Consider the following 20812-nt stretch of genomic DNA (forward strand, 5'->3'; position numbering starts at 1 on the left):
TTGCGCAAATCACAATGACGTGGAACAGTGGGAACCAGTTAGCGCAGAACTGCGCAAACCTCGACCGGAAGGCAGGCGGCCATGAACCCCACCACCCGCGACCGCGCGCTCGGCGCCGTCCTCGGCTCCGCCGCGGGCGACGCCCTCGGCGCCGGCTACGAGTTCCGTCCCGCCGTCCCCGAACCCAGTCCGATCCGGATGGCTGGCGGCGGCTCCTTCGGCTGGACGCCGGGGGAGTGGACCGACGACACGAGCATGGCCGTCCCGATCCTCCGCACCCTCGCCCGCGGCGGCGACCCCGCCAGCGAGACGGCCCTCGACGGCCTGGTGGCCGCCTGGGCCGACTGGGCACGCAACGCGCCCGACGTCGGCATCCAGACACGCAACGTACTGACCGGCCTGGAGGCACGGGTCGCCTCAGCAGCGCGGGCTGCGGCCCGGCAGGAGCATGAGTACAAGGGGCGGTCGGCTGGCAACGGCTCGCTCATGCGGACGGCGCCCCTGGTGCTCGGGTACCTGACGGGAGAGGTCGACGAGGTGCCCCGGCTGGCCGAGGCCGCGCGGGCGATCAGTGACCTCACGCACTACGAGTCCGATGCGGGGGACGCGTGCGTGCTCTGGTGCGTGGCGATCCGGAAGGCGGTCCTCACGGGCGAGCTCGACGCCATGGCGGGCCTCGACCTGCTCGACCTCGACAAGCGTCGGCTGTGGGTGGACCGGATCGTCACGGCGGAGCACTCGGAACCGGTGGACTTCACGGACTCGAACGGCTGGGTCGTATCGGCGTTCCAGGCCGCGTACGCGGCAGTCAAGCGGAGCTCGAGCCTCGAGGACGCCCTCGTCCGAGCGGTCCGCACCGGGAACGACACGGACACGGTCGCAGCGATCGCGGGCGGTCTCGCCGGGGCGTTGTACGGGGCCAGTGGCCTCCCGGCCGAGTGGCGCGAGCTGCTGCACGGCTGGCCGGGGCTCCGCGCGGACGACCTCGTTGCGCTGAGCGAGCAGGCGCTGACCGCTCGCGCAGCGGCGGCCTGACCGCTCCGCAAGCGGCGGCCGACATGACGGCCGGCGTCGGAGGGTTCGATGGGGGGACTCTCCGGCACCGGACGGGCGTGGCGGGGGGTGATCCGCGCCTCCAGGCCGACCGCGAGCCGCCACGAGGAGTCAGAGAGCGGCGCGCGCCCGCTCGACTGCGTCGATGAACCGTGGGATGCCCCACATCAGGAACGTCGGGGCCATCCCGCTCCGCATGGTGACCCGGACCTTCTTGCGGAGGCCGCTCGAGACGTCGTCGAGCCGAGTGATCTCCTGCACGGGGATGCCGAAGCGGGTCCCGGGAGCGTAGTTGATCGGATGCGCTGCGAACCAGAGGACCTCGGGCGTGAGTGTGACCCGGCCGCCGATCTCGAACCGGCGGATCGCCCCGCGGACGTAGCCCGGGACGATGTCGGCGGCGCCGGAGTCCTCCTCGTCGGGGAGGTACGTCGCGAGCTTCCCGAGCAGGACCGTGGAGGCGTCGGTGAACGGCACGGGCTACCGGCTCCCGACAGCAGCGAGGTACCGGCGGGCTCCGCGGATGTGCCGGACGAACGACACGCTGAGCCCGATCGCGACCAGGACGAGTGCGCCGAAGAAGATGCGGGCGAAGCCGGACGCCCACGGATCGTCGTTGATGATGTTCGGCAGCTGCGCGCCGCCGATCCCGAGGTAGAGCAGCAGGAACTGCCCGAGGTCGACCGGGAGCGTGACGACCGCTCCGCGAGCCCAGTCGGCCGCACGGTGAGCAACGTCCGAACTGGTCGGCTCGATCGGCTGCCCGGAGTACACGGCCCGACGCACCGTCCGGCGATCAGGCCTGTCCAGCTCCCGGACGGGCCACTGCATCGACGGTGCGAGCCGAGACGCGATCGTGAACAGCGAGACCGCTCCGCTCAAGCCGCCGATGCTCAACCCGACCCCGACGATGATGAGCAGGCTCCTGAGCGCCGACTCTCCGTCCGCGAGGAAGACACCCACGATCGCCCCGACGACGAAGCCGCCGATCGCGATCAAGATCGTCCGCCGCCACGCTCGGCGAGCGATGTCCTCGTAGTCCCCCATGCGCTCCACCCTACGAGGAACGTCGGTGCAGCAGCCCGCCGATCGGCCCCTGCAGCAGCAGGAGCAGCACCCAGAACAGCCCGACGTCGGGGAAGAGCACGGCCAGCACGAGGGCGGCCGCGAGGAGCCCCGCGGCGATGAACCCCTTGTCCCGCGTGGCGAGCGGCGTCGACAGCAGTTCGGGCGAGCGGCGCAGCGCGAACTCGATCGCGGTGAGCGACAGGCTCGTGACGAGCATCGTGCCGAGGTAGACCGCGTACGCGATCCGGTCGGTGTCGCCGGCGTCGAGCAGGTTCGCGGCGAACGGCAGGAACACGATGCTGATGAGCCACACGAAGTTCAGCCGCAGCACGAGCGGGTTGTACGACTCCACATGCTCGAACACCTGGTGGTGCAGCCGCCAGAACCGCGAGATCACCCAGAACGTGACGACGAACTCGACGATGGAGCCCCAGTGCTCACGGAGGAGTTTGCCGGCGCCGGACGCTCCGTGAACCTCACCCGCGAGGTCCACCAGCGGCAGGATCAGCAGCGTGATCGCGATGGCGACGGTCGCGTCCGAGAAGTTGACGAGTCGGTCGAGGCCGCGTTCGGTCCGTGCCGGTGCGCTCATGCGGTGAGTCTAGGGACGCACCTGGATGTAGTTCCGCGATCCGGCTCAGTCGAGGACCACGCTGATCCGGTGCCCTCGGGGTCGACCGAGGGGGAGGGGCACCGTTCCGAGGACGGCGACGCGGTCGTCGGCCGGGAGGTCCCGCAGGACGATGGCGACCTCGCCGCAGTACCGGCCGGCGGCGGGCAGCTGCACGGTGACGGCGCCCGCGGGTCGTGGCTGGCCGCCGACGTCGGGGAGGGGCAGAGCGGCGAACCGCTCGCGCGAGTGCTCCAGCCGGATCATCGCTGCAGCGGCATCGGGTCGTTCACGGTCCGGGACGGCCAGCGCGCCGATGACCGCACGGTGCACGCCTGGAGCGGCTCGACCGTCGAGGACGACGACGTCATCGCGCACCAGCGTTCCGAGCCGATCCCATGCGTGCTCCGTCAGCGCGGGGTCGCCGACGTACACGTCGTCGACGCCCGCCTCGAGGAGGGCACAGGCCTGGAAGAGCGGCGGGGTTTCCCGGTGCTCCTCGACGGTCGGCAGGCCTTCCCCGAGTGGTCCGCGGCGGGTGGCGTCGCCGGCCACGAACGCTCCGACTCGCCAACCGAACCGCCGCGCCACGTCGACCGACTCGACCACGGAGGAGTGCGACAGCCCGGTCCACTGCCTGGGGTAGAAGTTGTGGACGAGTTCGACGTCGAGGTCGGCGAAGGGTTCGAGGTCGGCGGCGCGGAGCGTGCTCGCGTTGAGAGCGATCGGCAGCACGTCCGCGATCGCTCGGATCGAGGACTCGGAGAACCCGAAGTCGATGCGGGCGCGGGCGACGCCGATCTCCCGGAGGAACGTCCACGGGTCGTCACCGAGAAGTCGAGCGGTGTTCGGGGAGACGTCGGCGAGGACGGCCAACCCGGCCTTCCGTGCGGCCGAGACGACCGCGGCCGATGTCGCCCGGGCTGCCGAAGGGGAGTCCTCCGGGATGTGCAACGACGTGAACGCGAGTGTCGCACCTGCCCCAGCCGCAGCCTCGAACGTGGCGGCTGCCAGAGGAGCGTGCGCCAGGTACGCACTCGCGCCCAGGCGCATCAGCGGGCCGCGCTCGCGGCGGTTCCGACGCGTGCGTCGTCCACGTCGATCGGCGCGTCGGGCGCCACGGGATCACCCGCCGGAGCGGACGACTGCGCCTCGAGGTCGGCCCGCACCGACGCGGAGACGCCGAACAGCATCGTGGCGACGAACCCGACGACGTAGGCGACGATCAGCCCCGAGCCGTACCCGAGCAGCGCCCACCCGAACCCGGACGATCCGTTCAGCAGGGGCAGGAGCGAGAGGTCGGAGGCTCCGATCGCGATGGCTCCGACGGTGTGTCCGAGTTGGTCGAAGAGTCCGACCACGCCGCCGCCGAACGCGCCGCCGATGCACGCGGTGATGAACGGCCGGCCCAAGGGGAGCGTGACGCCGTAGATGAGGGGCTCGCCCACACCGAGGAACCCGGCGGGCAGCGCGCCGCGGATGGTCCGCGACAGCGCCTCGTTGCGGCGGAATCGCAGCCAGAGTGCGATCGCCGCCCCGATCTGTCCGGCGCCTCCCATCGCGAGAACCGGGAGCAGGACGGTCCACCCGGTCTGGTCGATGAGGGTCGTGTGGATCGGGGTGAGCGCCTGGTGCATGCCCGTCATGACCAGCGGCAGGAAGAACCCGCCGAGGACGAACCCGGCGAAGGCCCCACCGTTGGCAAGGAGCCAGGTCGCGGCCACGCCGATCGCCGAGGCGACGACACCCGCGACGGTCATGAGCACACCGAGGGTCACCGCGCCGGCGACGAGGACCGTGATGGTCGGCACGACGATGAGGGCGATCACGTCCGGCGTCACGCGGCGCATGCCCCGCTCGACGTACGCGGCGAGGATGCCGCCGGCCATGGCTCCGAGGACGCCGCCCTGCCCGGGCGCAAGCTGTTCGCCGAAGACGCTCACGTTCGCGACACCGGCTGCGACGACGATGCCGCCGACCGCGCCGCCGAGGATCGGGGTGCCGCCGAACTCCTTCGCGGCGTTCATCGCGACGAACACCGCGAGCAACGACAGGAAACCGGACGAGAGCACCGCGAGGAACGGCGTGAGCCCGGGCAGCCAGCCGAGGTTCGTGAGGATGCCGTTGATGCCCGCGATGAGCCCGCACGCGATGAGCGCCGGGATCAGGGGGATGAAGATCGCCGAGATCTTCCGGACGGCCCGCATCGTGCGGCCGTCCGTCCTCGACCGGGCCGCACTCTTCATCGCGGCACCGCGCGCGGCGAGCTCCTCCGGCGTGACCGACGGCGCGGGACCGGACGGTTGCGCGCGCAGTGCCGAGAGGTCGTTCGCCACCCGGTCGACCAGCCCCGGACCGAGGACGATCTGCAGGTTCGACCCGGCGGCGATCGCGGCCATGACGCCGTCGGTCGCCTTGAGGTCGTCGAGCGCCACGTCCTCGGTGGAGACCACCTCGACGCGCAGACGGGTCATGCAGTTCTCGACGTCGGCGATGTTCGCGGACCCACCGACGGAGTCGAGGATCTGCTGTGCGAGTTGCTGTGCATCGGCCATTGATGTGCTCCTCGGGGAAGGAATCGGGTGGTTGGTCAGATGACGGCGCGGAGCGAGCCGCCGGCATCGGAGAGCCGAGTGCGGGCGTCCTCGGCGGACGAGCCGGTGAGGATCATCGCGACGGCGGTCTTGACCTCTCCGTCGGACTCCGAGAGTGCGGCCGAGACGTCGGCGTCAGCCGCGCCGGTGATGTCCTGCACGAGGGAGAACGCGCGTGCGACGAGCTTGTCGTTCGTCGCACGGACGTCGACCATGCGGTTGCCGAAGGTCTTGTTGCTGCGCACCATCGCGAGCGTCGTGAGCATGTTGAGGACGAGCTTCTGTGCGGTGCCCGCTTTGAGCCGGGTCGACCCGGCGATGAACTCGGGGCCGACCACCACGTCGATGGCGACGTCGGCCTCCCGCCCCGCGGCCGAGTCGGCGTTGCACGCCACCGCGACGGTCGTGGCGGAGCGGCGGCGTGCCTCCCGGACGGCGGCGACGACGTAGGGCGTCCTGCCGGACGCGCTGATCCCGACGACCACGTCGTCCGATGTGAGGCCGAGGGCGTCGAGGTCGCGCACGGCGGCGTCCTCGTCGTCCTCGGCGCCCTCGACCGCGGTGGTGAGCGCGACCGGTCCGCCGGCGATCACGCCGACGACCTGGCTCGGGTCGGTACCGAAGGTGGGTGGGCACTCACTGGCGTCGAGGACGCCGAGTCGGCCCGGCGTGCCGGCTCCGACGTAGACGAGGCGGCCGCCCCGCGCGAACGCATCGGCGATGAGGTCGGCGGCTCGGGCGATGGCCGGGAGGCACGGCTCGACCGCCAGGGGCACGCTGCGGTCGAGCGCGTTCATGCGTCGGGCGGCGTCGAGCGTCGAGATCGTGTCGATGTCGGAGAGGGAGGCGTCCACCGCCTCGGTGGTGAGGGTCCGGAGTTCGTCTCGGAGACCGGTCGTCATGGTGCTTCAGCTCCGGTGGTGGGTGCGGACGGCGGTGCGGCTGCGGGCGAGCAGCGGCTGGGAGGTCTCGTCGGTGCGCTGGGCGACGACGATGAAGAGGGCGTCGACGATGGCGAGCTGGCTCATCCGGCTGCCCATCGCTGCGGGTCGGAGGTCGCTCTCGGCGCCGGACACGCCGAGCAGGACGTGGTCGGCGTACCGGGTCAGCGGCGAGGACGCCCGGCCGGTGAGGGCGATCACGGTGGCGCCCTGGGCCGATGCCTCGGCGGCGACCTCGAGCGCCTCGGTCGTCGTGCCCGAGTGGCTCGTGATGACGAGGACGTCGCTCCGGCCGAGCACGCTCGCGAGCGTCAGCGCGTTGTGCGGGTCGTCCGCGATCGAGCTGGTGATGCCGATGCGTTCGAGTTTGAGGTGCAGGTCGCGGGCGACGACCCCGCTGGCGCCGACGCCGTAGAGGACGACACGTCGGGCCTCGCTGACCGCGACCGCCGCGAGCTCGAGGGCGGTCGGGTCGAGCGCCGCGCGGGTGTCGCTCATCACCGTGCGGACGTCTTCGGTGACCTTCGCGATCACGGTCGCGACGTCGTCGTCGACCGCGACGCCGGCGTGGATCTCGGTCTCACGTCGCTCGTGGGCGCTCCGCTCGAGCGCGCGGGTCATGCTGCGTTGGAGTTCGGCGTAGCTGTCGTACCCGAGGTGGCGGGCGAACCGTGACACGCTCGCCGCGCTGACACCGGCACGGAGTGCGAGGTCGGCGGCGTTGCCGGCCGCGGTGGCGCGGGGGTCGTCGAGCACGGTTTCGGCGATCGTCCGCATCCCCGCGGGCATCGCCGCCGCCTGGCTCCGAACGAGCGCGAACGCGTCCGCGCGATCGGAGCGTGGGGAAGCGGTCGAGCTCGGCATGCGGCAATGAAAGCACATTGCGCAACACACCGTAAAGGGTGAAAGGAGATTTCCTCTGCAGCGAGGTCTGCCTTGCGGCGGTGAGCCGTGCCTCCAGGCCGCTCGTCCGCCGTCAGGCGGTGGTGCGTCGCGGACGCAGGACGCCCGCGCGGACCAGCCACACGTAGAGGATGCAGCCGATGCAGACGTCGAAGACGGCGTTGAGGAACGCGGCGACAAGGGCGACTGCCGCGCCGACGGGTGCGGCGTACGGGACGCCGACGAGGGCGAGGAGGAGTGCGACGGCGGTGACGAACAGACCGACCTGCTGGGCGAAGGTCGGGGGCTCCGGGGCCTCGAGTTCGGCGGGCGGGCCAAGTCTCGGGCGGACGAAGCGGCGGAAGAGCGCGCCGTAGGGGTGGCGTCGGATGCCGCCGATGCCTCCGACAGCGAAGAGCACGACGATGACGGCGAGCAGGACGATCCCGACGGCGTCCGTCTCGGGGATCAGCGTGAGCACGATCGTCACCGCGAGGAGGACGGTCGTGATCGCGGCGCCGAAGCGTGGGGAGCGCGGGTCGATGCCGGTGGTGGTGTCGCTCATGCGGGTTCCTCCTGGAGGACGGCGGCGAGTGCTGCCGAGAGTTCGGCGGGACGGGGCGGGCCGCCGAAGCGGGTGCGGACGGTGCGGTCGGCGTCGACGAGCAGGACCGTCGGGGTCTGCATGACGCCGTAGCGGGTCGCGACCTCGGTGCGCTCGGCCACGTCGACCTCGAGGCGTTCGACCCCGTCGTGCCGGGCGGCGAGGGCGTCGAGCTGGCGGCGGGTGCCGGGGCACCGGGCGCACGTGGGCGTCGAGAACTGGACGAGGGTGGCGCGGGCGCCGAACGCCTCGGTGGGGGCGAGGCCGTCGGCGGTGGTGCTGGTGGTCCTGCTGGTCGAGCGCGCGCGGCCGGTCGAGTTCGCCGCCTCGCTCTGCACGGTGCGGGCACGGCCGGTCCTGCTCCGGAGGACGAGGCCGAGCACGGTGGCGACGGCGAGCACACCCACGAGGACGGCGACGGCCGTGACGACGGTCATGGGAGGACGGTACGGCGGCTCGTCGTCGACCGGAACGGTCGTGACGCCCCGTGACGTGGTGCAGGCTGGTGCTCATGAGCGACCTCCTCACGATCTTGTTCGTCTGTGTCCACAACGCGGGCCGTTCCCAGATGGCAGCCGGGTACGCGCGGGCGCTCGGCGGGGACCGGGTGCGGGTGCTCTCGGGCGGAAGCGAGCCGGGGTCCGAGATCAACCCCGTGGCCGTGGCGGCGATGGCGGAGGAGGGGATCGACATCACCGGGGCGGTACCGCAGCTGCTGCAGACCGCTGACGTCAAGGACTCGGACGCGGTCATCACGATGGGGTGCGGGGACGCGTGCCCGATCTTCCCCGGGAAGCGGTACGAGGACTGGGAGCTGACCGACCCGGCGGGCAAGGGCATCGAGGAGGTGCGGCCGATCCGCGACGACATCAAGCGGCGGGTGTCGGCGTTGCTCGAGTCGCTGCTGCCGGCGTCTGCGTCCGTGACGCCTGGGCGCTACCGGCACTTCAAGGGTGGGGAGTACGAGGTCGTGCTCGTGGCGAAGGACGTCGAGACCGAGGAACCCTTGGTCGTGTACCAGGCGCTCTACGGGGAGCGGGGGCACTGGGTGCGGTCGCTCGCGGACTTCACGGCGTGGGTGTCGCGGGACCGGTACGAGGGGGCGCGGTTCGCGCGGGTGGACGGCGACGACGAGTGTGTCGGGGGCCGCCCCTAGGCTCGCAGAGCACCACGAGAGACCGGGGGACCGCATGCAGATCACCACCGACGGCAGCGTCCTGCTCAGCCCGAGCGACCTGTCGACGTGGGCGGCGTGCGAGTGGGCGTTCCTCCGACGGCTCGACGCCGAGCTCGGCCGCGGGGAGCCCCTGCCCGAGGTCCACGACGACATGCTCGAACGGACCGCTCGGCTCGGCGACCAGCACGAGCTGGACTACCTCGAGATCCTCAAGCAGACCCACGAGGTCGTCGAGTTCGACCGTCCGGACCCGGCCGGGTACGTCGCGGCAGCGCAGGCAGCGTTGGACACCCTGCGCACTGGCGCCGACGTGCTCTACCAGCCCACGTTCCACCGAGCCGCGGCCCCGGACGCCCCGGGCTTCATCGGCTTCGCGGACTTCATCATCCGCAACGCCGCGGGGGAGTACGAGGTCTACGACACCAAGCTCGCCCGCCACGCCAAGATCAGCGCGCTCCTGCAGCTCGCCGCCTACGCCGAGCAGATGCAGGCGCACGGCATCCCGACCGGGCAGCAGGTCCACCTCGTCCTCGGCGACCGCAGCACCACCACCCACGACCTCGTCGACATCGCGCCCGTGTACCGGACCCAGCGCGCCGAACTCCAACGGGTGATCGCCGAGCGGATGGCAGCCCGCGACGAGCTGGCCTGGGGCGACCCGCGCTACAGCAGTTGCGGCCGCTGCCCGATCTGCTCGACCCAGGTCGCCGACCACCGCGACCTCGTGCTCGTCGCGGGTATGCGCCTCGACCAGCGGACGAAGCTCATCCGTGCCGGGGTGCGGACGATCGACGACCTGGCGGACCGCACCGCGGCCGTGCCGGCCATGTCGCGATCGACGCAGGACCGGCTGGTGCGTCAGGCACGCCTCCAGACCGAGTCCGAAGCATCCGGCGGCCGCGCGCCCGTCTTCGAGGTGGCGGACCCGCGCGCCCTCGACGCGATCCCGGCTCCGAGCCCGGGCGACGTGTTCTTCGACTTCGAGGGCGACCCGCTGTACACCGAGGACGGCGTGCACTGGGGCATCGACTACCTCTTCGGCCTCGTCGACCCGGCGGCCCGCTTCACGGCGTTCTGGGCGCACACGCTCCGCGAGGAGCGACAGGCGCTGGTCGACTTCCTCGAGTTCGTCCGGGTCCGCCGCGAGCAGTTCCCGGACATGCACATCTACCACTACGCGGCGTACGAGCGGACGCACCTGCTGTCCCTCGCCGCCCGGCACGGGGTGGGGGAGGACGCGGTGGACGACCTCCTGCGCGCGGGCGTCCTCGTCGACCTGTACCCGATCGTGCGCAAGGCCCTCGTGGTCGGCAGCCACAGCTACTCGATCAAGAAGCTCGAGCCGCTCTACATGGGCACCGATCTACGACTGAGCGACGTCACGAACGCCGCCGACAGCATCACGGCCTACGTCGACGCGATCGAGGAACTCCGCAACGGGGACGCCGCGGCCGGGCAGCACATGCTCGACGAGGTCGCCGACTACAACGCCTACGACTGCCGCTCGACGCTGCGGCTCCGCGACTGGCTGCTGTCGTTGCGCGCGCAGGCGCCGGCTCCGAACGTCGACGAACCGGCCGAGTTGCTGCCGCCGATCCCCGTCGATCGTGAACCGAACCCGGTGTACGCGGCGCTCGCCGCTTCCCTCGAGGGTGTCGATGCCCTCGACCGAACGCCCGACCAGCAGGCGCTGGCGCTCGCCGCGGCCGCGATCGACTACCACCGCCGCGAGGCCAAGACCTTCTGGCAGGACCACTTCGACCGCCTCCGCAACCCCGTGGACGACTGGGCGGACACGCGCGACGTGCTCGTGGTCGAGCGGGCGTCGGTCGAGCGCGACTGGGGCACGCTGCCGCGCGCCCGGTCGCAGTCACGGGAGATCCGGTTGTCGGGGACGCTCGCGCCCGGCTCGCGGATCCGGCCTGGAGGCACGCCACACCTCGTCTACGACGACCCACTCCCGCCGTCGGTCGCCGCTCCGGCGCCGGGGTCGAAGGGTGCGTCGGCTCGCGCGGTCGTGCTGGAGGCGTTCGACAACGGTGACGCCTTCGAGGTCGTCGTGAAGGAGAGCCTGCCGGTCGGCGGAGGGGAGCCCCACCACGACTTCCCGGTCGCGCTCGCTCCCGCAGCGCCACCGAGGGCCAAGCCGCAGCCCGAGGCGATCGCCGAGTGGGGCCAGGAGGTCCTCGACGCCCTGCCGTCGATGCTGCCCGACCCCGCGTTCGACCTGCTCCGCCGGGTGCCGCCGCGCGGGCCCATCGCGCCCGTGCAGGGCGACGACACGGTGTCGGCGGTGGTGACGACGCTGCTCGGCCTCGACCGTTCCTCCCTGGCGATCCAGGGGCCGCCCGGCACGGGCAAGACCTACGTCGGGTCGAACGTCGTCGCCCGACTCGTCCGCGAGCACGGCTGGCGCGTCGGGGTCGTCGGGCAGTCGCACGCGACCTCGGAGAACTTCCTCGCCGCGGTCGTCGCCGCCGGGGTGCCCGCCGACCGGGTCGTGAAGGTGCCGCGCTCGGGATCGGACGCCGAGGACCTCGACGCCGCGGCGTGGACGCCGGTGAAGAACAACGCCGCGGTCGCCGCGTTCCTGGGCTCCTGCGCCGAGACCGGCACCGGGGGCGTCGTCGGCGGGACCGCGTGGACGTTCGCGAACGAGGGCACGATCCCACGGCGCTCCCTGGACCTGCTCGTGGTCGACGAAGCGGGGCAGTTCTCGCTCGCGCCGACGATCGCGTCCTCGATCGCCGCGACCCGACTGCTCCTGCTCGGCGATCCGCAGCAGCTGCCCCAGGTGTCGCAGGGGTCGCACCCGGAGCCCGTCGACGTCTCGGCGCTCGGCTGGCTGACCGACGGCGAACACGTGCTGCCGCCGGAGTTCGGCTACTTCCTGGCACGGACCCGGCGGATGGAGCCTGCGCTCACGGCTTCGGTGTCGTCGCTCTCGTACGACGGGCAGCTGTCCTCGATGGCGTCCGGACGGCACCTCGACGGCATCGACGCGGGCGTGCACCCGGTGCCGGTCCTGCACGCGGGCAACACCACGTCGTCCGCTGAGGAAGCCGCGCGCGTGGTCGCCCTCGCCCGCGACGTGATCGGCCGGTCGTGGACGGACGACGCCGGTGCGCGGCCACTGACGGACGAGGACGTCATCGTCGTCGCGCCGTACAACGCACAGGGAGCGCTCATCCGCCAGGAGCTCGACCGCGCCGGACTCACCGGCACCCAGGTCGGGACGGTCGACATGTTCCAGGGGCGCGAGGCCGTCGTGTCGATCGTGTCCCTCGCGGCGTCCAGCGCTGCCGACATCCCGCGTGGTCTCGACTTCCTGCTCATGCCCAACCGGCTGAACGTGGCGCTGTCGCGGGCGAAGTGGGCGGCGTACCTCGTGTACTCGCCGGCGCTGACGACGGGGCTGCCGCCGTCGATCGCCGGGTTGTCGTTGCTGTCGCGGTTCATCGAGCTCGTCGAGCCCGTGGCTGGTTCAGGGAAGGTGGACGGATACCGCCGCTGACGGTGCACGCTGGTGAGCCCGAGCCGCGAACCACGCCACAACGGGGTGTCTCGCGCCGGTCAGCTCGATGCGATGACCGAGGTGCTCGCCGCCGTGCTGGCTGCGACCGTCGCGAGGATCGCGGCCATCTGGATCTCCTCGAGCACCGCCTTGACCGCCGGGCTCGCCCATGCTCCCGAGGTGATCTCCGTGACGAGATCCCGGTCCACCTTGCCGAACTGCTTGCGGAGCGTACTCGTGGCGTCCAGCAGGCCGATGACGGCTGCGGCGAACGGGGTCGGCTCACTCCGACGGGCGAGCACGTCCGCGATCGTCGAACGCACGAGGGCCTCGGGCCCGCCGTCCCGCTCCGGGTACTTTGTGGTGGGGAAGATCCCGAGCGCCTTGCCCTGCTCGATCGACAGGAGACCCCGTTCGGTCAGGCCCGCGAGGACCGCGTCACGCAGCGGACGCTTCCCGAGGCGTTGCACCCACCACTTCGCCTTCCGCGGCGTCCCCGATGCTGCGACGGTGCCGACGGTCTCGTCCAGGACGGTGTCGCCGGTGGCCGATCCGTCGACGACCGTGACCAGTCCGTCCCGGAGGGAGACGGATCCGCGCAGGGCGAGGTCGGCGAGGACGGCTCCGGCGAGCCCGAGGTCGAGCGTCTGCACATCGGTGGCCTTGCGGCCGTCGGGCTCGAGTTGGAGCAGCGCGAACGCTTGGGGGACGGTCAGCATCTCGGCCATGAGCGCAGCCTGCCACCTCCGGCAGCGCACGGCCGAGCCTCGCCGAGAACGCCCAGGACGTGGGTCAGCCGGACTGCACGGTACCGATCGTCGAGCTGTAGGTGACCACCGAGCCGTACGACGAGCCCACCAGTGTGATCGACCAGGCCGACCCGTCGGGTGCGACGGAGTAGACCACCCGGGTGGCCTCGGGGAGTGGCGCGAGGACCACGCCGTCCGAGGTCGTCAGTCGCCCGGGACCCTCAGCACGGAGGAGCTGCGCGGGGTACGGGCCTGCGCCGTACTGCTGCCGCATGGTGAACGCGAGGGTGCCAGCGGACTGCGCGAGAGCACTGCGCTCCTGGTCGGCTGTCCCGGATGCTGGCTCCTCGATGGCCGGTACCGGCACTGCGGCGCTCGACTGCTCGGAAGGAGCGGCCGACGGGGTCCGCGGAGCGGTCGGTGCAGGTGCAGATGCGGTGGTGGTCGGCATGAGTGACTCGGGTGCCGACTCGCTCAGGTCCGCTCCCACCGCCGGCAGGGACAACGCCGGCAGCGTGACGCCGATCCCGGTGAGGGCGAAGGCGAGGAGCCCGTACAGCATCAGGACCGTGCCGAGCCCGCCGAGGAACGATCCGCCACGTCCGAACGCCCGCGACGCGGCTGATCCCCAGCGGGCTCGACGCACGGCGTGCACGCCGAAGACGATCGCGCTGATGCCGACGGTGGAGACGATGAAGCCGCTCGCGACTCCGTCGTGTTGCGGTGCGGCGACCGCGAGGACGACGCTTCCCGTCCCGAGCACCATCGAGAGCGCGGCGAACGCCCACGGACGGGTCTGGGGAGCGGGCCGAGCAGCGGTGAGCAGCGGTGACGGCGCGTACAGGGGACGCGAGGTCGATCGCCGGGTCGGTGGTGCGTCGTTCGACCCCGACGGCGACCAGTCCCTCGGTCCCGGTCCGCCCAACGCCATGTGCGCCCCTCTCGCTGCTGCTCCATCGTGGCGTGACGGGCAGGTACTGAGGGATCCCCAGAACTGGGAGGGTGTCGCTGGCTGCAGACGTCAGGCGTCGTCGTCGGTCGGGACGCCGCTCCGCATCTGCTCCCGTATCACGGCGAGGACGTCGGCGTGCAGGAAGTTCGCGTCCGCCGTACTCGTCGGGTCGACCACGATCCCGAACTCCTCCGGGAGCGCGGTCACGAGCTCGTGCATCGGCACCGGGCGTCCCTCGGTGTCGGGCAGGCCGGCCGCGAGGTCCGCCGGGTCGGTGAACACGGGGACGAACGGCTTCTCACGGATCACCACGTGCGCGACACTGCCGCCGTCCGGAGTGCCTTCCGGCTTCCACGGGACCCACGCTGCGCTCCGCAGGAAGCCCGCGGGCGAGGCCGCCATCCTCCGACGGAGTTCCGCGGCCTCGGTCGGTGGCGCCTTGTCGACGCCGTGGCCGAAGGCCGACCCGTGCTGCTCGTTGGTGCTCATGCGTTCCCCTCCAGGGTGTCCGCCGACCATGCTGTCACGGTCAGCGGACACGTCGGAGCCGAGCCGTGCCTCCAGGCGGCTGCCTGATGCGCGTGCCGCGCGCTCAGTACTTGGCGGACTGCCCGCCGTCGATCGGCACGACGGTGGCGTTGACGTAGGAGGCGTCGTCGGAGAGCAGGAACGCGACGACCGCGGCGATCTCGGGGGCCTCGCCGTAGCGCTTGGTCGGGTTGACCTGGATGAACTCCTCGGCGGCTGCACGCGGGTCCGTGGGGTTGATCTGCTTCATCGAGTTCTCGACCATCGGTGTCCAGATCGCGCCGGGAGCGATGGCGTTGATGCGGATGCCGTACTGGCCGTACTCGACGGCGGAGTTGCGGGTGAGGCCGACGACGCCGTGCTTGGCTGCGGCGTAGCCGGACTGGTTGCCGATGCCGCGGATGCCGCCGACGCTCGCGGTGTTGACGACCATGCCCGAGCCCTGCTCGCGCATGACGCCGAGCACCTTCTCGAGGCCGAGGAACACGCCGCGGAGGTTGATCGACACGACCTTGTCGAACTCCGCCGCGGTGAAGGACTCGGTCGGGTTCTGCTTGCCCTCGATGCCGGCGTTGTTGAAGAAGCCGTCGATGCGGCCGAAGTGTTCGGTCGTGTCGAGGACGTACGCGTCGACCTGCGACTCGTCGGAGACGTCGGCGACGGTGGTGAGGACGTCGGCGTCGGGGGTGACCTCGAGAACGGCGGCCTTGGTTGCCTCGAGGCCCTCGGCGGAGACGTCCACGAGGGAGAGCGCGGCGCCCTCGGACGCGAGTCGGACGGCGGTGGCGCGACCGAGGCCGGAGCCGCCGCCGGTGATGAGGACGACGCGGTCGGTGAATCGGCTGGTGGACATGGGGGCCTCCTGAGGTCTTCGGCGGTGAAGGGCTCGGGGTCCGCGCCCGGCGCGGGCAGCGAGTCCGTACGATGCGTCTGCATCGCGAGTAATACTACACCTGTTGTCTAGGTGGACCTCAACGGAGATGAGTGATCCCCAGAAGTGGGGTGCGCGCGGGCTGGTGGACCCCTGGGAGGGTCGTTGCATGGGGGAACACACGACGACCACGGCACGCGGCGGCGCGAAGCTGACGCTCCGAGCGCGGAAGCCCGGGTACGCGGTGATGCAGGAGTGCCTGGCGATCCAGGCGGACGGGCCGGGACTGACCCGGTGGCAACGGTTCACCGGCGCGGATCCGCTGCGCGCGGAGGCGGGTTCCTGGTACAAGGGCGCGCTGGGTGAGCGGCAGGTGGCGGCGGAACTCGAGGCGCTCGGCCCGGAGTACACGGTCCTGCACGCGGTACCGGTCGGTAGGCGGTCGACCGACATCGACCACGTGGTGGTCGGCCCGACCAGAGTGTTCTCGATCAACACGAAGAACCACTCCGGACACACCGTCTGGGTGGGCGGCCGGACCCTGCTCGTCGACGGTCACCGGACGCCGCACATGCACCGGGCACTCCAGGAGGGCGAGCGGGCGACGGCGCTGCTCTCCGCGGCCGCCGGCGGACCGACCCCCGTGCAGCCCGTGATCGTCGTCGCCGCGGAACGGCTCCGCTTCGGCGACAAGCCCCCGGCAGCGGTGACGCTCGAGCCCGCGCAGGTCGGCGCGTGGATCGCCGGTCTGCCCCGGGTGCACTCCACGGAGGCCGTCCGGTACCTCTCGATGCTCGCGGAGGAGCGTGGCACCTGGCACGTCGACGCCGTCGTCGTCCACGACACCCTGCGGCACGTGCAGCGGTTCGAACGGCTCGAGCGGGACATCGCGGCCGCGACCGCTCGGCGTCGGTTGCTCCGGCGTGCGCTGGGCCTCGGCGTGCTCGCGCTGCCGGCGGGAGCTGTGCTCGGGTACTGGTGGGCAGTCGCCGCGGGTGCCCTGGCCGCGGGCGGCTGAGGCGCGTCAGCAGCGGCCGAGCACCCGCACCATCGCGTCGTGCTCGGCGGGTGTCACCCACAGGCGGTACTTCGCCTTCACCGTGACCTGGTGTCCGACGTAGGTGCAGCGGAACCCCTTCGCCGCGGGCAGCCAGGTCGCGGCGTCCCCGGAGCGCTTCTGGGCGTTCGAGTGCTGGTCGACGGCGAAGAGGTTCTCCGGGTCGTTGGCGAGGGCCTCCCGCGAGGTCTGCGACAACTGCTGTGCACCCGTCCGCCAGGCGTTCTCGAGTGCGACCACGTGGTCGATCTGCACCTCGGTCGACGTCGTCTGTCCGCGGGTGAACGCGATCGTCCCGCCGGTGTACGGCGACACGAGCGTGCCCGTCGTCACCCTGCACGGCCCCTGCCGGACGACCTCCGTGAGGTCGCGGGCGAGCACGTCGTTCCTCGTGTCGCAGCCGTTGTGGTCGACGTCGAGCCACGCGGTGCCGAAGTCGGCCGTGCGGTCGTAGCCGGTCGCCGGCGCCTTCCCCTTGACCGGCAGGGTCGCGAGGAGCCGGAGCGACGCTGCCGCGTCGGGATCCGGACTGGAGGCACGGCTCGGCTCCGACGCGGCACTCGCGCTGGCGGTGCTGCCCGGTCCGGGGTCGCCGGTCGCGCCCGGTCCACTGGTCGCGTCCGGTCCGCTGGTCGCGGCATCGTCGGCCTGCGCGGGCGGCAGCAGCCCGGCGGAGTGGAGGGCGTACCCCGCGATCGCGAGACCGAGGACGAGGAACACGGAGGTCGCGCTGGTGCGTGCGCGGCGGCGGGACGGCATGGGGGGCGGGACTCCAGGTGGTGCTGTGGGGCTGTGGTGCAGAGGACGGTGCGCGGGCCGGGGTCAGGCGAGCAGGGACCGGATGTCGTCGGCGGACAGGTCGTCCGCGAACAGCGCGTCATCGTCGATCATCGTGGCGAACAGCTCGGCCTTCTTCGCGGCGAGGGCGAGCACCTTCTCCTCGATGGTGTCCTCCGCGATGAGCCGGTTGACGTTCACCGATCGGGTCTGACCGATGCGGTGCGTGCGGTCGACGGCCTGGTTCTCGGCGGCGGGGTTCCACCACGGGTCGAGCACGAACACCGTGTCGGCCTCGGTCAGGGTGAGGCCGAAGCCCCCGGCCTTGAGCGAGATGAGGAACGCGGGCGCGGTGCCGTTCCGGAAGCGGTCGATGACCTCGGGCCTCCGGCGCGTCGACCCGTCGAGGTACTCGTAGCCGAGGCCGCGGGCGTCGAGTGCCTCGGCGACGATCCGGAGGAACGAGGTGAACTGGCTGAACACGAGCGCGCGACGACCCTCGGCGGCGAGCTGGTCGAGTTCGTCGAGCAGCAGGTCGAGCTTCGCGGAGGGGATGTCCGAGACCTCGGCGGGCGCGTCGAGATCGCCCGACGGTGCCGCGGTCGGCACGAGGGCGGGGGAGAGCGCGAGCATCCGGAGGAGCGTCAGGGACCGGAACACGATCATGCGGTTGCGGGGTAGATCGTCGATGAGGTCGAGGACCTTGAGGCGCTCGCGGTTGAGCGTGCGCTCGTAGAGCTCGCGGTGCGCCGGGTCGAGCGTCACCCGGACGACCTGCTCCTGCTTCGGCGGGAGGTCTGCCGCGACGCTCTCCTTCGTCCGCCGGAGCATGAGCGGCCGGATGCGACGCCGGAGTCGCTCGGTGAGCTGCCGACGGGCGTCGCCGCGGAGGTCCGGCGAGCCGAGCGGCTTCACGTAGTCGTCGCCGAACCGCGTCCACGAGGACAGCAGCCCCGGAGCCACGACGTGGAACAGCGCCCAGAGGTCGGTCAGGCCGTTCTCGAGCGGCGTCCCCGTGATCGCGAACTTCACCGGGGCACGGAGGTCCGTCACGACGCGGTGGACCTGCGACTGCGGGTTCTTCACGAACTGGGCCTCGTCGAGCACGAGCGCGGACCACGACTGCTCCGACCACGCCGCGGCGTCGAGCCGGAGCAGGGCGTACGAGGTCACGACGACGTCGGACTCCGCGGCCGTGCGGGCGACGAGCGTCGGGTCCTTCAGCGAGGTGGACGTCACCGCGGACACGCGCAGGGACGGGACGAACCGCGCGGCTTCAGACGCCCAGTTCCCGACGACCGACGTCGGCGCGACGACGAGGAACGGGGCGCCGGACGGCGCCTCTGCCCGGGCCGCGGCGATCATGGCGAGCACCTGGAGCGTCTTGCCGAGGCCCATGTCGTCGGCCAGCACCCCGCCGACGCCGTGCGACCGGAGGAACGACAGCCACGCGTACCCGGCGTGCTGGTACGGCCGGAGTTCGGCGTGCACCGTGTGCGGCACGGGGGTGTCGGCGGGTGGGGTCGCACCGAGCAACCCCGCGGCGATCGCCTGCCACCGTTCGTCGTGGGAGGTCTCGTCGGCGAGCTGGTCGAACTCGGACCAGAGCCCGGCCTGCAGCGGGGTGATCGTCATCGGCTGGTCGGGCTCCCACTCGCCGAGGTCGCGCGCCTCGTCGATGAGCTCCTTGAGCCGGTCGAACGCCGGGTCGGCGAGGGACAGGTACGAGTTGTCGATGAGCTTGAGCCGCCGAGCACGCCCCGCGAGCGCACGGAGCAGCGGTGTGAACGGGATCTCCTTGCCGTTCACGCTCACGATGATCCCGAGGTCGAACCAGTCGTGCTTCTCGGACGGCATCGTCGTGACGCGGATGTTCGGCCGGCCGCTCAGCCGCTCGTAGTCGAGCCGTTCGCCCTGCACCACCGTGCGGACGCCGTGCCCGGTCAGCTGGGGGAGCAGCTCGTTCGCGAACACCGCGACGTCGGCCCCGTCGACCACACCGTCGACGAACCAGTCGAGTCCGCCGCCGGGGCCGACGGGTGCGTCGTCAGCGGCGCGGACCTCGGTGAGGTCGGGGAGGGGACCGTGCAGCGCTGCCGGGTCCTTCCGGCCGTCGACGTGCCACCGCCACTGCAGGTGCACGCGGTCGTCCGTCCGGGGGGCCCGCGCGGGCTCGAAGGTCGCCGTCAGCACGAGCTCCGGGGTGCCACGCTCGGGCAGCTCGACGGAGCCGTCGGAGCTGACGAGCCCGCGGGCGCCGCGGAGCCGCGGGGACCAGTCGGCCAGGAACTCGGCGACCTCGGCCTCGGGCACGGTGATGCGAGCGCCCTCGACGAGCATGCGTCGCTGGTCCTCGGGCACGGGCTCCGGGGTGGGTGCGAGCGAGACCTGGAACGCGGGGCTCTCGCGGAAGGCGTAGACGCCGTGGTCGCCGATGGTCCGCGCGGCCCCGGCGACGACCGGACGCCCGTCGATGACCGCGCTCGCACCGATCACGAGGCCGCCCTCGGAGCGCGCGGTGTCGAGCAGCACCCGGGCCTCGGACCCGAGTGTCACGCCGCCGGCCTGCTTGCCGGTGACGAACGCGACCCCGAGCACCTCGGCCTGCCGGAGCAGCGGCCAGAGCAGCGGGCTCTGGAAGTCGTCGAGGTGGATCCAGTCGCTCTCGCCCGGGAGCCCCGCCAACGCCCCGGCGCGGTGGAGTGCGGCGAGCTGGAGGAACCACGCGTGCTGCTCCGGCGTGAGCCCGAGCCGGTTCTGCGAGTACGGCAGCGTGCTCCAGGTCAGCTGCCCGCGGACCCAGTTGCCGGCGTCACTCCGGGTGACCGGCCGCACGCCGAGCCGCACCGTCCGCGACGCCGCGGGCAGCGACCGATCGGCCGCACGCGCCCGCGCGGCGAAGCGCGCCGTGACCCCGTCACGCAACTCGAACTGCAACCCCATGGGGGTGCCCTGCGGCGCGACCGCCTGCTCGGTGTCACCGGCGAGGCGGGCGACCTCGTGCCTCCAGTCCGGGGCCGGCGGAGCCGGGGCCTGCGGCTTCGGACCGGCGGCCGCTGCGAGGGAGCGGGCGTTGACGGTCAGGAGCGCCGCGGCGACGTGCTTGCAGTCGCCGCCGAGCGGGCAGGAGCACGAGCTGCGGACCGGTCGGATGAACTCGCCGCGGGCCGGGGTGGTCTCGATGCGGACGTCGTACGGTTCGTCGGCGGTGCCGGAGACCGACGCGGTGACCGTGCTGTCGTCGTCGTGCCAGGCGGCGTCCTCGACCAGGCCCGCGCGGACGACGTCGCGGGCACGCCCGAACGCCTGCGGTCCGACGAAGCGGATGACGTCGACGGCGTCGATCATCGGGGCGGCTGGCACCCGTCAATCGTGCCAGCACCCACCGACGTCCCGTTCTGGGGGAGACGGCGCGCGCCGAACGGGGGCAGGATC

At 72.0% G+C, this 20812-nt stretch carries 19 protein-coding genes and 1 pseudogene; 5 read left to right on the plus strand and 15 right to left on the minus strand.

The window, feature by feature from the left end; genetic code table 11:
- The first annotated feature begins 81 nt into the window (after window positions 1-81).
- Window positions 82-1035 (plus strand): ADP-ribosylglycohydrolase family protein, encoded by a 954-nt coding sequence (locus ACIPYW_RS16075; protein ID WP_400415296.1) that lies wholly within the window; start codon window positions 82-84, stop codon window positions 1033-1035.
- A 129-nt stretch (window positions 1036-1164) separates the two neighbouring features.
- On the opposite strand, the gene ACIPYW_RS16080 is transcribed toward ACIPYW_RS16075, so the two are convergent.
- The 9 genes from ACIPYW_RS16080 to ACIPYW_RS16120 form a co-directional block, all read right to left on the minus strand.
- Window positions 1165-1530: a hypothetical protein gene (locus tag ACIPYW_RS16080; RefSeq protein ID WP_400415298.1), complete on the minus strand. Its 366-nt coding sequence runs from the start codon at window positions 1528-1530 to the stop codon at window positions 1165-1167.
- A gap of 3 nt (window positions 1531-1533) precedes the next feature.
- Window positions 1534-2100, minus strand: coding sequence for a hypothetical protein (locus ACIPYW_RS16085; protein ID WP_400415301.1), 567 nt, complete (start codon window positions 2098-2100; stop codon window positions 1534-1536).
- A 10-nt stretch (window positions 2101-2110) separates the two neighbouring features.
- Window positions 2111-2713: a TMEM175 family protein gene (locus ACIPYW_RS16090; RefSeq protein WP_400415302.1), complete on the minus strand. Its 603-nt coding sequence runs from the start codon at window positions 2711-2713 to the stop codon at window positions 2111-2113.
- Window positions 2714-2758: 45 nt separating this feature from the next.
- Window positions 2759-3784, minus strand: a complete 1026-nt coding sequence (locus tag ACIPYW_RS16095; RefSeq protein WP_400415304.1) for a MupG family TIM beta-alpha barrel fold protein — start codon at window positions 3782-3784, stop codon at window positions 2759-2761.
- The gene (locus ACIPYW_RS16100) at window positions 3784-5286 is read right to left on the minus strand and encodes a PTS transporter subunit EIIC (RefSeq protein WP_400415306.1); all 1503 of its coding nucleotides are present in this window, start codon (window positions 5284-5286) and stop codon (window positions 3784-3786) included. Before ACIPYW_RS16100 ends, ACIPYW_RS16095 begins: the two co-directional genes overlap by 1 nt.
- 35 nt (window positions 5287-5321) lie before the next feature.
- Window positions 5322-6227, minus strand: a complete 906-nt coding sequence (gene murQ / locus ACIPYW_RS16105; protein ID WP_400415309.1) for an N-acetylmuramic acid 6-phosphate etherase — start codon at window positions 6225-6227, stop codon at window positions 5322-5324.
- A 6-nt stretch (window positions 6228-6233) separates the two neighbouring features.
- Complete coding sequence (locus ACIPYW_RS16110; RefSeq protein ID WP_400415311.1) at window positions 6234-7130, minus strand: MurR/RpiR family transcriptional regulator; 897 nt, start codon at window positions 7128-7130, stop codon at window positions 6234-6236.
- Between the two features lie 112 nt (window positions 7131-7242).
- Window positions 7243-7713, minus strand: coding sequence for a DUF4395 domain-containing protein (locus tag ACIPYW_RS16115; protein WP_400415314.1), 471 nt, complete (start codon window positions 7711-7713; stop codon window positions 7243-7245).
- A complete protein-coding gene (locus ACIPYW_RS16120; RefSeq protein ID WP_400415316.1) occupies window positions 7710-8189 on the minus strand; it encodes a TlpA family protein disulfide reductase in 480 nt (159 codons plus the stop codon). Before ACIPYW_RS16120 ends, ACIPYW_RS16115 begins: the two co-directional genes overlap by 4 nt.
- A gap of 74 nt (window positions 8190-8263) precedes the next feature.
- On the opposite strand from ACIPYW_RS16120, the pseudogene ACIPYW_RS16125 reads away from it, so the two are divergent.
- The 3 genes and pseudogenes from ACIPYW_RS16125 to ACIPYW_RS16135 form a co-directional block, all read left to right on the plus strand.
- Window positions 8264-8665 (plus strand): annotated as a pseudogene (locus ACIPYW_RS16125) (arsenate reductase ArsC); the annotation flags it as partial.
- Between the two features lie 9 nt (window positions 8666-8674).
- Window positions 8675-8908, plus strand: coding sequence for a DUF1653 domain-containing protein (locus ACIPYW_RS16130; RefSeq protein WP_400415455.1), 234 nt, complete (start codon window positions 8675-8677; stop codon window positions 8906-8908).
- Window positions 8909-8942: 34 nt separating this feature from the next.
- Complete coding sequence (locus tag ACIPYW_RS16135; protein WP_400415319.1) at window positions 8943-12443, plus strand: TM0106 family RecB-like putative nuclease; 3501 nt, start codon at window positions 8943-8945, stop codon at window positions 12441-12443.
- 59 nt (window positions 12444-12502) lie between these two features.
- On the opposite strand, the gene ACIPYW_RS16140 is transcribed toward ACIPYW_RS16135, so the two are convergent.
- From ACIPYW_RS16140 to ACIPYW_RS16155, 4 genes are all read right to left on the minus strand, one after another.
- Complete coding sequence (locus tag ACIPYW_RS16140; protein WP_400415321.1) at window positions 12503-13171, minus strand: GPP34 family phosphoprotein; 669 nt, start codon at window positions 13169-13171, stop codon at window positions 12503-12505.
- 64 nt (window positions 13172-13235) lie between these two features.
- Window positions 13236-14123 carry a hypothetical protein gene (locus ACIPYW_RS16145; protein ID WP_400415323.1) on the minus strand — a complete coding sequence of 296 codons (888 nt, stop codon included), beginning with the start codon at window positions 14121-14123 and terminating at the stop codon, window positions 13236-13238.
- Between the two features lie 90 nt (window positions 14124-14213).
- Entirely contained in the window at window positions 14214-14633 is a 420-nt protein-coding gene (locus ACIPYW_RS16150; protein ID WP_400415324.1) for an SseB family protein, read from the minus strand.
- Between the two features lie 103 nt (window positions 14634-14736).
- Entirely contained in the window at window positions 14737-15525 is a 789-nt protein-coding gene (locus ACIPYW_RS16155; protein WP_400415326.1) for an SDR family oxidoreductase, read from the minus strand.
- A gap of 187 nt (window positions 15526-15712) precedes the next feature.
- Here ACIPYW_RS16155 and ACIPYW_RS16160 point away from each other — a divergent pair, with 187 nt between their 5' ends.
- Window positions 15713-16561, plus strand: coding sequence for a nuclease-related domain-containing protein (locus ACIPYW_RS16160; RefSeq protein WP_400415328.1), 849 nt, complete (start codon window positions 15713-15715; stop codon window positions 16559-16561).
- Between the two features lie 6 nt (window positions 16562-16567).
- On the opposite strand, the gene ACIPYW_RS16165 is transcribed toward ACIPYW_RS16160, so the two are convergent.
- A complete protein-coding gene (locus ACIPYW_RS16165; RefSeq protein WP_400415330.1) occupies window positions 16568-17359 on the minus strand; it encodes an HNH endonuclease family protein in 792 nt (263 codons plus the stop codon).
- A gap of 63 nt (window positions 17360-17422) precedes the next feature.
- A complete protein-coding gene (locus ACIPYW_RS16170) occupies window positions 17423-20740 on the minus strand; it encodes an SNF2-related protein (protein WP_400415331.1) in 3318 nt (1105 codons plus the stop codon).
- Window positions 20741-20812: the final 72 nt, after the last annotated feature.

The sequence above is a fragment of the Curtobacterium sp. NPDC089689 genome (assembly GCF_044749145.1).
Classification (GTDB): domain Bacteria; phylum Actinomycetota; class Actinomycetes; order Actinomycetales; family Microbacteriaceae; genus Curtobacterium.

What these genes read in the sequence shown, in the direction of transcription:
- ACIPYW_RS16115 (WP_400415314.1), bottom strand. Translation starts at nt 7,713, where the DNA reads ATGAGCGACACCACCACCGGCATCGACCCGCGCTCCCCACGCTTCGGC.
- ACIPYW_RS16100 (WP_400415306.1), bottom strand. Translation starts at nt 5,286, where the DNA reads ATGGCCGATGCACAGCAACTCGCACAGCAGATCCTCGACTCCGTCGGT.
- ACIPYW_RS16145 (WP_400415323.1), bottom strand. Translation starts at nt 14,123, where the DNA reads ATGGCGTTGGGCGGACCGGGACCGAGGGACTGGTCGCCGTCGGGGTCG.
- ACIPYW_RS16140 (WP_400415321.1), bottom strand. Translation starts at nt 13,171, where the DNA reads ATGGCCGAGATGCTGACCGTCCCCCAAGCGTTCGCGCTGCTCCAACTC.
- ACIPYW_RS16155 (WP_400415326.1), bottom strand. Translation starts at nt 15,525, where the DNA reads ATGTCCACCAGCCGATTCACCGACCGCGTCGTCCTCATCACCGGCGGC.
- ACIPYW_RS16160 (WP_400415328.1), top strand. Translation starts at nt 15,713, where the DNA reads ATGGGGGAACACACGACGACCACGGCACGCGGCGGCGCGAAGCTGACG.
- ACIPYW_RS16165 (WP_400415330.1), bottom strand. Translation starts at nt 17,359, where the DNA reads ATGCCGTCCCGCCGCCGCGCACGCACCAGCGCGACCTCCGTGTTCCTC.
- ACIPYW_RS16110 (WP_400415311.1), bottom strand. Translation starts at nt 7,130, where the DNA reads ATGCCGAGCTCGACCGCTTCCCCACGCTCCGATCGCGCGGACGCGTTC.
- ACIPYW_RS16075 (WP_400415296.1), top strand. Translation starts at nt 82, where the DNA reads ATGAACCCCACCACCCGCGACCGCGCGCTCGGCGCCGTCCTCGGCTCC.
- ACIPYW_RS16090 (WP_400415302.1), bottom strand. Translation starts at nt 2,713, where the DNA reads ATGAGCGCACCGGCACGGACCGAACGCGGCCTCGACCGACTCGTCAAC.
- murQ (WP_400415309.1), bottom strand. Translation starts at nt 6,227, where the DNA reads ATGACGACCGGTCTCCGAGACGAACTCCGGACCCTCACCACCGAGGCG.
- ACIPYW_RS16095 (WP_400415304.1), bottom strand. Translation starts at nt 3,784, where the DNA reads ATGCGCCTGGGCGCGAGTGCGTACCTGGCGCACGCTCCTCTGGCAGCC.
- ACIPYW_RS16120 (WP_400415316.1), bottom strand. Translation starts at nt 8,189, where the DNA reads ATGACCGTCGTCACGGCCGTCGCCGTCCTCGTGGGTGTGCTCGCCGTC.
- ACIPYW_RS16085 (WP_400415301.1), bottom strand. Translation starts at nt 2,100, where the DNA reads ATGGGGGACTACGAGGACATCGCTCGCCGAGCGTGGCGGCGGACGATC.
- ACIPYW_RS16135 (WP_400415319.1), top strand. Translation starts at nt 8,943, where the DNA reads ATGCAGATCACCACCGACGGCAGCGTCCTGCTCAGCCCGAGCGACCTG.
- ACIPYW_RS16150 (WP_400415324.1), bottom strand. Translation starts at nt 14,633, where the DNA reads ATGAGCACCAACGAGCAGCACGGGTCGGCCTTCGGCCACGGCGTCGAC.